General features: G+C 69.6%; 6 protein-coding genes and 1 pseudogene. 1 reads left to right on the top strand and 6 read right to left on the bottom strand.

Annotated features, from left to right (window positions below; genetic code table 11):
• A pseudogene (locus tag GX015_RS04745) lies at window positions 1-219 on the bottom strand (helix-turn-helix transcriptional regulator); the annotation flags it as partial.
• A 153-nt stretch (window positions 220-372) separates the two neighbouring features.
• Between GX015_RS04745 and GX015_RS04740 the strand changes: the two are divergent.
• Complete coding sequence (locus GX015_RS04740) at window positions 373-2,163, top strand: hypothetical protein (RefSeq protein WP_291343175.1); 1,791 nt, start codon at window positions 373-375, stop codon at window positions 2,161-2,163.
• Between the two features lie 9 nt (window positions 2,164-2,172).
• Here GX015_RS04740 and GX015_RS04735 read toward each other — a convergent pair whose 3' ends face one another.
• From GX015_RS04735 to GX015_RS04715, 5 genes are read right to left on the bottom strand one after another with little or no spacing between them, the layout of a single operon-like run.
• Complete coding sequence (locus GX015_RS04735) at window positions 2,173-2,928, bottom strand: hypothetical protein (RefSeq protein WP_291343174.1); 756 nt, start codon at window positions 2,926-2,928, stop codon at window positions 2,173-2,175.
• Entirely contained in the window at window positions 2,925-3,941 is a 1,017-nt protein-coding gene (locus GX015_RS04730; protein WP_291343173.1) for a hypothetical protein, read from the bottom strand. The genes GX015_RS04735 and GX015_RS04730 overlap by 4 nt, the downstream gene beginning before the upstream one ends.
• The gene (locus tag GX015_RS04725; RefSeq protein ID WP_291343171.1) at window positions 3,938-5,302 is read right to left on the bottom strand and encodes a hypothetical protein; all 1,365 of its coding nucleotides are present in this window, start codon (window positions 5,300-5,302) and stop codon (window positions 3,938-3,940) included. Before GX015_RS04725 ends, GX015_RS04730 begins: the two co-directional genes overlap by 4 nt.
• 9 nt (window positions 5,303-5,311) lie before the next feature.
• Complete coding sequence (locus GX015_RS04720) at window positions 5,312-7,915, bottom strand: hypothetical protein (RefSeq protein WP_291343177.1); 2,604 nt, start codon at window positions 7,913-7,915, stop codon at window positions 5,312-5,314.
• Window positions 7,915-9,738 (bottom strand): hypothetical protein, encoded by a 1,824-nt coding sequence (locus GX015_RS04715; protein ID WP_291343170.1) that lies wholly within the window; start codon window positions 9,736-9,738, stop codon window positions 7,915-7,917. The genes GX015_RS04720 and GX015_RS04715 overlap by 1 nt, the downstream gene beginning before the upstream one ends.
• Between the last annotated feature and the right edge of the window lie 100 nt (window positions 9,739-9,838).

The following is a 9,838-nucleotide window of genomic DNA, read 5'->3' as shown; positions in this document are numbered from 1 at the left end:
GGCGGGCCGCCGGTCGCGCAGCACGCGCCCGCCGAGCCCCTCCCCCGGAACGACGGTGACGCCGCGGACCCCGTCGGCGCGCAGCCCGATGCCCTCCCCGATGGTCACGCCGGACTGCCCGCCCATGCCCAGGAAGACCACGGGCAGGTCGGCATCCCGGCGCAGCTCGCGCACGAGCTGCTTCGCCAGGTCGCGGTCCCGCGGCCGGTTGTGCGGCATCTGCGCATCCTCCTCGTCGGCCGCGCGCCCCCGTCGCCGGCGCGGCCCCTGCAAATCGATTGCCCTTCCAAAACATCATAGACGCCCGGGCGGCCCCATCAGTGGCCTTCACCCGCAACACGCCCGGGTCCCGCGACCGATAAGCTCAATGCCGTGATCCCAGAAAATTCGCCGAGCGCCGCCAATTCGCAGTCCACGTCTCCCGTCAGGGGAAATCCGGCTGCCGAAGCGATGCTGACGGCCGCCCAGCAAGCGGTGGGCGCCGGGCACGACCCGCGGGCATCCATGGCGAAGTTCCGGGAGGTCATCGCGAAGATCCGCCCGGGCACCGCGCTTCCGGAAGATCCGGGGAATTGTTCGGTGCTGGCCCGGGCCCACGAGGGCCTGGCATTCGAGTATGCGGCGGACGGGGAAACGGCGAAGGCGATCGAGTCGCTGTATTCCGTTGCCGTCCTCACCTTGCTTTTCGACGACCCGCGGATGCGCGGACGGGCGCTCGCCATGATCGCCGACCTTCGCGAGTCCACCGGGGACGACCACGAGTCCCGCAAGGATCTGACCACGGCGGCACTTGCATTCGAGGCGGCCGGCGACGATGGGGAGGCCCGGGCGCTGCGGGATCGGCGCGATGGGCGAGCCGCGCCGGCGGACGCGACCGTTGACGACGTGCGGCGCGAGTTGGCGCAGATGCTGTCGGGGGTCGCCGGGGACGCGGTCGCGATGACCGAGCCTCGGGCCGGGGACCGCGACGACGCAGGCCCCGAAGGTACGGCCGCCCCTGCCGCGGCCACCGCCGAGCCGACTGAACCGGTGGAATCGGTGGAACCGACCAACCGGCTCGAATGGGATGAACTGCTGTCCAGCGTCGAAACGGGCGATGTGACGGGGGCCGACGCCCACGATCTCCTGCGACGTCTCCTCGATGCCGCCGGCGACGACGCAGGGCCGGACGACCGGGTCGTACGCAGGGCCGCACCGTTGTTCATCGGTTTCCACCGCACCAACGACATCGACGACACCGACGACGCCGACGACGCCGCTTTCGCGGAGGAAGTCGCCGTCGCCGCCCGCGCCGTGTCCGTTATCGACGACCCGGACATTCGGGACGGCGCGCACGGGGAAATCACCGATCGAGGCGAAGCGGCGTGGACGGCCGCGTTGACCCGGGGCGACGAGGCTCTCATGGCGGGCGATCCGGCACGGGCCCGCCGCGCATACGAGTTCGTGCTCGACTCCGAGTCGATGCCGATCCGCGCGACCTCATCCCAGAGGGGCGCGGCGATGGTCGGGCACCTGCGGGCGGCGATCGGCGCCGGGAATCTCGCGGACGTCCGGCAATCCGCGCTCGACGGGGCCAACGCGGTGTGCAGGTTGCCGGAGGCCGGGGACAGGGCCCGATACGGCGAGCAGATGGCCACCTCATTGCGCGACGTGAACGACGCGACGACTCTCCGCATGAAGCTGCTCATCCGCGTCGCCGAGAACTGGAGCGAGGTGGGCGACGAACGCTCCGAGGTCCGGTGTCTGCTCGGAGCGGCGCTGTGCAAGGCGAAGCTGCGCGATTTCGAGGGCGCCCACGCAGACTTTCTGCAATTGCGCCTGCGTGCCCAGGAGCTGCGCGACATGGCCCTGTATTCGGAATCGCTCCTGCACCTCGGCCGTTCGTGGGCATTCGCCGGCCGTCCGGACGTCGCCATCCAGTGCTACGACGCCGTGGTGGAGAAGGTGACGCGGGAGTCGCTCGACGACGACCACGCGCGCGTCGGATACGCGCGCTTGCTCCTGGAAAAGGCACGGACGCTGGTCCGCATCCCGGCCGCCCCGCCATCGGCGATGGAGGCGGCGCGGGCTCATGCGGTCGAAGCCCGGGACATCTTCGCCGAGGTCGGCGCCCAGGGCCACGTGCGGGAAACCAACCAGCTCATCGGGACCCTGCCCCGGTGACCCTTCCCGTCAGCGTTGGCCGAACCAGGCCTTGTTGACGGGCAGCCACAGCAGGGGCAGCGTGAGCACGCTGGCCAACCCCGCGATGGCGAAGCCCTTCACGGCCAACAGGAATACCCCGGCCACGCACAGCAGGGTGAGCACGATGCGCGCCCAGTTCTCGCCCTTCACCGTGAAGAACGCCATCGCCAGCAGAACCACCAGGACGATGGACCAGAAGATCGTCGTCTCCGGCAGGTCGTTCGGGCGGAACTGCCCGGTGGCCCCCATCAACGACGCGATCTGCTCCTCGTAGCCCTGGAACGCGCCGACCCCGGTGGTCGGGCGTTCCGGCAGCCGCCAACGCTCGACCAAACGCCAGATGACGATGCCGGCGGTGACCAACTGCAATGCGAAGGCGATGAGAAGCGGCATGGGCGCACCGAAAAAGCTCATCGACGACATGCGTCGGCCGAACGGAGCCTTGTGCCCGGGGGTCCCGGGGGCGCCGCCCGTCGGGATGCCGCCCGGCGCGGCGCCGCCGAAACGGTAGTCGTCGTTGACGGGGACGAATCCCCCGTCGAATGCCGGACGGTGCGTCGGGGGCGGCTGCCCGGGCCCCGCGCCGAATCCCGGGGCGCCGTCGAAACCGGCTCCGGTTCCTTGGCCACCACCGAAACCACCGCCGGATCCATGGCCACCGCCGAAACCGCCGCCATTTCCCTGCCCGAAACCGCCCTGACCGAATCCGGACCCGGATCCGCCGAAACCTCCCGGGCCGCTCATCGGAACAGCCCCCGCTCGGTGAGCAACCACAGGACGGGATCGAGGCAGCGGAAGGGGGCGATGCCGCTGCGGTGCAGGTGGGTGCCCTGCGGTGCCGCTCCGAGCGCGGATGTGGCGAAGTACCGGCAGACGGTCCCCGCGGGGGCCGAATACGCCTCTTCGAGGGTGTGCACGAGCCGCGCCGCATTGAGCTTCAGCAGCATGCTGCGGATTTCCACGTGGAGATACCTGGAATCGGTTTCGTCGAAACGCAATCCCGTGTCCCTGCGGTACGCCGCGCCGTAATTGCCCATGATGCGCCCCCACTCGCTGTCGGGGACGCGCTCCAGCTCCTGCAGGGTGTCGAACTTGGAGAGGGTGACGGCCAACCGCGGTCGGGCCGCTCCGAGGAGATCGAGGAGGTTCTGCAGGACGTCGACCGGATCGCCGCCGAGAGTCTGGTCCGGGACGAGGCCGGACAGGTAATTGCGGATCTGGGGGACCTTCAGGGGGTCGAAGAGGAAGATGATCTCGTCGGCCTCGCGGAAGAACCCCAGCGTCTCCGGGTCATCGGGGAGCACCTCGAGGTCTTCGCCGGCAACGTCGCGGATGACAAGGAAGAATTTTCGCGGCCCCGCCCCGACGTCCCACATGCCCAGGTCGAAGATCAGCGGATCCCGCTGGTAGGCGTCCTCGGTGGCCATGCGGGGCGTCGGCGCCATGAGGCCCATCTCCTCGAAGAGGGGCTTTTCGTAGTTTTCGCCGTACCGCTCGCGGGTGGATTCGTCGGCGCCGCGGACGACCTTTCGGTGATGCTCCGCCAGCTGCTCCAGCAGTTTCACCAGGACGGCGATGTACAGGCTCTTCCCGGAGGCGCGGGCGCCGGCCAGGGCGATGCACAGGGTGCCGGAACCGGCCCAGCCCGGCGGCAGGTCCCGGTCGACGAATTCGCTGCGGGTGGCCATGGGGTCGTTGAGCGGGCGGAACGTGTACGGGCACCTGGTGGGCGTGTCCAGGATGTGGGGGGCGGTCATCGGCGGTCATCCTCGTCGGAGCGGTCGGCGGGCGCGCCGAACATGGGTGGCTTGATTTCGTCCCCGGGTCGCCGCCCGGGGTCGGTCGGGCTGGTGGGCCAAACGGGAGCTTCACGACGCCCTTCGTCTCCCGGATCGGCCTCTCGATCGCCGCGACGGGCGGCGTCGGGGCGGCCGAACTCCGGCGCGGAATCGAACTCGGCGGAACCGCCGAAGGCGGGGGATTCGCGGAAGGAGGGCACGTCACCGAAGGCCGGGGCCGCGCCGAACGGGTCGGGGGCCGCGGCGGGCTCGGGCCGCGCCGGGGCTTCGGAGGGCGCGGCAAATTTCGGACGCGGGGTGTCCCCCCGGGGAGCGATGCCGTCGAACGCGTCGGCGGCGGCGGAGTCTCCCGGGGTGCCGACGTCGTCCGGAGTCCCGGAGATTCGGCGCAGCGCCGCGACCACGGCTTCGACCGCATCGCGGATCGAATCCGAACGCCCGGAATCTAGTGCCGCCACCAGGCGGTCGTCGACCGGGACGATCGTGGCGGAACCGATGCGTGAGGCGCCCCGCAAGTCGAGGGCCACCGCATTCGATTCTGCGTCGGCGATCGCCGCGGGCACCGAATCGGAGATGACGAAGGTCAGTTCGTCGAATCCGTCCCGCACGGTTTCTCCGCCGCCGATCCGGGCGGCGCCGGATTCGACGAGGCGCCGGACTTCGCCTTCGAGGCCGGTGACCGAATCGAGGGCGCGGGTTTCACCGTCGACCACCACGGTCACGCGCGGCGAGGGGGCGAGCACGCTGGCGACGCCGACGACGAAGTCGACGGCGGGGGCCAGCCGACTCAGCACCAAGGGCGCCGACATCGAGGCCGAGCGGTCCACGTGGACCCGGATTCCCAGGTCTTCGGCGGGACGGACGGATCCGTCATCGAGGGCGGAGCGCATGGCGGCACGCACCGTAGCTGCAGGGCCGTCCAAGCGGCCTTCGGCGGCGAGGCCCTCGGCCCGCAACGTCATCGAATCGCCGTCCGACGTGATCAATCCGACCACGACTTCGGAACGGCCGTCGAGGGTCACCCGCGGAAACTCGATGCTCTGCGCGGAGTCGGAGCCGGGGCGACCTCGGGTGACGATGATCTGCGCGGATCGGCCGGGGCCGAAGTCCTTCTCGTTCACTGGCTTGAGCACGATCGACGACGACGTGCCGGCCCCGATCACCTTCAGGGTCGACTCGTCCGCGCGGTTGGCCGTGGCGTCTCCGCGGAGTTCCAGGAGCACGCGCTCCGATGACCCGAGGGAATGCGCCTGGATCTGGAACATGCCGCGGGCCGACATGGAAACGGATTGGCCCTCTCCGAGGGAATTCACTGACATGTTCTTCTCCTACTTGTGATTGTCGGATCGCTTGTGGCGCTTGCCGAAAATGCGTGCTCCCCCGGTTCCACCGTCCGCGGCCCCCGGGGCAGGGATGTCCCGCGGGGTGCGGGCCTGCGCGGACCGCTTCACCGAGAGGTCCCGGGCAAGCGCCTTCCGGGCGTCGGCGAAGAGTCGGCGGGCTTCCTTGGGGGGTTCGCCGCCACCGGGTTCGGTCAAGAACCCGTTGCGGTATTCCTCGCTGCCCCGCACGAGGGCGATCGCGTCGTCGCGGATGCCGTGCCAATCGGCGTCGGTCATGTCGTCGACCATCCACCAGGGCAGCCCTCGCGTATCGGGGTACCACTTTTCGGACAGCGCCTCCGCCATCGCCGACGCGAACACGGCGCGCCGCACCGCGTTCATGTCGGGGAGATCATTTCTCTGCGCCATGAGCAGTATTTCCCCGAGCACGCTCCAGGCCTGGTCGCCCTTGCCCAACCCGAACGTCGACTCGGTGGCCCGCCGGAGGCCGAGGCCGGCGTGCCCGGTGATCTCCGCGATCAAATGCGGGTCGAAGTATCGGACGTGGGCGGGGACCAGTTCGTGGGCCCGGGGCCGTTGCGCGGCGGCCGCTTCCTCGGCCCGTTTCCGCTCCTCTTCCCGCCGGGCGGCCAGCGCCCTGGCCTCCTCTTCCCGTCGTCGACGGTCGCGTTCCCGCGCTTCCCGTTCTTCCGCGGCCTTCCGCGCCTTCCGTTCGGCGGCGAGCGCGTCCAGATGAGGGCGCCAGGGTCCCTCGGCGAGCAGGGCCCTTTCCGGGCCCGTCATGCGAGACAGCTCCCTATCGACGAGTTGCGACAGCGTCGAAGCCTCTTCACCCATGGACTCCACGAGGGAGTTCAGGCCGAAGGCCCTCATTTCGGCGGACGGACCGTCGTCCGCGGGGGCTCCGCCGGGTATCGAGCCGGGCACGCTCCAGGGGTTGTCCGCGGGAGCGTGGTCTTCGACTCCGTCAGGACCGTTCGATGGCGCCGCCCAATCATCGGTCGTCCACCCGGTGGCGACGCCGGAATCTCCGGCGCCGACCCCTCCGCCGGGCCTCGCGGGCGTGCCTTCCAGATCGGATATGGCGCCGAGCACCCACGCGCCGATGAGGTCCCCTTCCCACACCGGGGCCTTGAACTCGGCGGGAGGCGTTCCCCGCATCGTTTCCAGGAACTTCGCCGCCATCTGCGGAACCCCGAGCCATCGCGAGGCCTCGACGGGTACTCCGATGCCGTCTGCGATCGCGCGGTGCAACCCCGGATCGGTGGCCACGATCTGACGCAGCATTCGCGACAAGGGGCCGTTCGAGTCGACCGGGATGCCGAGGATCTCGGAACCACCGCGGATGATCGCGGCTCCGATGCCCTGTTGCTCAAAACTCTCGAGCATCTTCTCCTCGCGCCCGGGGTCGTCGAAGAGCCCGGCGGACGCGAGCACCGCCAACGCCGCCATCGGGGCGGGACCGTTGCCGGAGGCTCCCGCGATCTCATCGGCGAGGGCGCCGGCGGTGTGACCGGACAGAACCTCGCCGAGGTTCGCCGGGGCCGCATCCGGCTCGGCCAGCAGGCCTGCCAAGGGTTCCCGGGCCGCCGACCTCAATTCCGGGTCCGCCGCAGCCGCCGCCGCCAGCTGCCATGCCGGATCTCCTCCGACGGTCGCCGTCACGGCCCCGGTGCGCACCGCAGTGCTGAACGAGATGGCCTCGGAGGAAGACAGGAACAGGAACGCCAGCAATGCCGACCATTCCGACACCGGCACGGAGGCGCCGCCGACGATCGTCGATGCACCACCGTAAACGCCGGTCGTGGGGGTCTCGTCCGCCCGGATGACCATTACGCCGGAAAGCTCCGACGCCTCCCCCGCATCATCGACCGGAATGCAGGCGAGCGTGATGCCGCGCGCTCGGGCGGTGGCCAAGGAGCGCCCGCGCTCGAACGTCGACCAAAAGAAGTCGCGGGCCGACGCCGGCGATTGCACCAGACACGCGGCGGCCACCCACATCGCCGCATCCCCGGGCGGGCACGCCACCGCAACCATGCGGCCGGAGGCACAGCCATCGAGGATCGCGCCGAGCACCGCTCGGCGGTCGACCTCCCCGTCGGCGAAGATCCACGGCCACAGTTGGCCGGGATCCGCGAGCGGCCCCGGCTGCGGCACCTCCTCCGAAACCGTGGTGGCGTTGACCTCGCGGGAGCCGAACGGAATCCGCAGCGACGGAGAAAACAGAAGGTCGCTGGGCCACGACGAGGGGAGATCGTCCGTCCCTCCCCGGAACACGTGGGCCTGGGTGAAGACATTTCCGGCACGGCCAGTGGCGTCTTCGCCGGCCGGCGACGAGAACCAGAACACGCGGTCATCGCCGGGCCACGGTGCAGGGGTCCACGCCATGCGACGCTGCAGCCGTCCGAGATCGTCGGCCGAGGGATACTGCGGCACCGGGACCGTGGCATCGATGCGGGTGGGAACTTGCTCGGTGAGCTTGCGCACCTCCTCATCGGTCAATCTGGCGGAGCGTTGCCCCACGCTCCATCCGCCCCGACCGCCGGGGACGGCGAACGACGCATACGTCAGCAGATCGACGGGCCCCATCATGACCGCCACATGTTCGGCGCCGCGAAGGGCATGAGGTTGCGGTCGTCGGTGACGATGCGGCGCGGTCCATCCGGATCATGGACGTGGCCGGGCATGGTGGAATCCACGATGAACAGGCGGAACCACTGGCCCGGCTGCATCTGGGCGAGCTCTTCGCCCCGAATGAGCCACGTCGCCTGCTCAGCCGGATTCTCCCCGTCGGGAAGGCGCTGCGGGCGGATGAGCCGGGACGGCTCCGACAACGTCGGAGGTTGCCCCGGAATCACCTGGCAGGGACGGCACTCGCCGGCGCCGGGTTCGGAGGCGTCCTCCAGGGACAGCGGGAACCGACTGGGATGATGAACCAGCTTGAACCGGGGCGGGTTGCGGTCGTCGCCGCCCGCGCACCAGATTCGGAGAAGGATGCCTTCGGGCACCGTCGACAGCTGATACTTGTACTGCCGCAAGCCCCGGTACACCAGCTCCGTGGGTTCGGCGCTGGTCTCCTTGCCCGCGTAAATGGAGCGAGGGGTCAGCAGCACGTTCTCGCCGTAGGGGTTGAGATTGAGTCGGATCCCCCCTTCCCGGCGGTAGAGCGCTTCGTCGTACTCCTCGTGGAAAGTGCGGTCCTCCGGCTCGGTCGAACCGGTCGGGGCGGTCTCGATCTTCACCATCGACGCGCCCGCCGGCCACTCGAAGGTGACCAACTGGCTATCGGTGCGTTCGACGAGCTTCGCGTGCTCGATGGAACGCACCCGCTGAAGCACCTTCGAGTCGCCCACGATGGCCATGTCATCGACGATCGTCACCGGAGTGATGTGGACTTCATCCCACTCGGCGGGCCACATCGGTTGGACGTCGACCTGCTCTCCTTCCGGGTTCTGCTCGTCGGCGACGATCCTGCCCTCCGCCAACGCGTTATCGCGGCCGAGGGCCTCGACCGGCACCGCCTGATAGGACAGGCCCGGGGATGGGGCGCGCGGGCTCAGGAAGATCTTCACCTGACCGGCGGCCGGCGAGAAAAACGCGATGTGGATGCGTTCGTCGCCCCGGACGTTGACGCCCTCGGCCATTTCCAGTTCGACCTTCTCCAGGTCCGCCTTGATGAAGATCTCGTGGATGTCCGGCCTGGTGCAGACTTCCTTGGTTCCGCGGAAGTCGACGGCCGGGGTGATCGCGAACCGCATGCGGTCGCCGCGGACGCGCGACTTGTGCTCGAATCCCTTCTTGGTCACGCCCTCGAACAGCTGGTTGGCGGGAGAATCGACGGGGTCGGCGGAGTCGGCGGGACTGGCGAACACCCGGATTTCCGAGTAGCCCTCGAGGAAGTCCCACTTGCCCTCGACGACTCCGGAGGAGACGGTGATGTCCACGCCCGGGACCGGCAGGACGCACACCTGTTCTCCGATCAACCGGGGCTGGGACTGGATGACCTCGCGCTCGTCGTCGCCGGCGTTGGCCCACACCTGGAAATGGCGGAAGGCGGCGCCGGCGGGGACCTGCTCCTCGTACCCCAGGCCGACGGTGCTCAGGACGAGTTCCGCCGCTTCCGGCGACGGGGAGACGACCCGGTTCGACGCGACGACCCGGTACACGATGATGTCGCTCTCGCGCGCCCACGAGGGACGCTTCCACGTCACCTCGATTTTCGCGCCTTCGCCCTTGCCCCGGTGCCGGACCTTGATCCCCTCGGCCCCCGTCACGGAGGAAGCCCCGAACTCGTACTGGTCGAAGTGCGTGTTGTTCAGCTCCACGCGGTCACCCGGATCCATGACCGACCCACCGCCGATGCCGCCGTTCATCAACCCGTTGAACTTGGCCGCGAGGGGACTGACCTTCACTTCCGGTTCCTGCCGAGGCTGGGGCGCGGGGGCGGGCTCCGTCGCCGGCCCCGCCGGGGCCTGGCCGGGCGGGACGGGGACGGGAACCTGGTGAGCGGGC

Source organism: Corynebacterium sp. (assembly GCF_012837295.1).
Classification (GTDB): Bacteria; Actinomycetota; Actinomycetes; order Mycobacteriales; family Mycobacteriaceae; genus Corynebacterium.
The sequence above is the reverse complement of the archived record's forward strand: the minus strand, read 5'-3'. Positions and strand labels throughout refer to the sequence as shown.

What these genes read in the sequence shown, in the direction of transcription:
- GX015_RS04735 (WP_291343174.1), bottom strand. Translation starts at nt 2,928, where the DNA reads ATGAGCGGCCCGGGAGGTTTCGGCGGATCCGGGTCCGGATTCGGTCAG.
- GX015_RS04730 (WP_291343173.1), bottom strand. Translation starts at nt 3,941, where the DNA reads ATGACCGCCCCCCACATCCTGGACACGCCCACCAGGTGCCCGTACACG.
- GX015_RS04725 (WP_291343171.1), bottom strand. Translation starts at nt 5,302, where the DNA reads ATGTCAGTGAATTCCCTCGGAGAGGGCCAATCCGTTTCCATGTCGGCC.
- GX015_RS04720 (WP_291343177.1), bottom strand. Translation starts at nt 7,915, where the DNA reads ATGGGGCCCGTCGATCTGCTGACGTATGCGTCGTTCGCCGTCCCCGGC.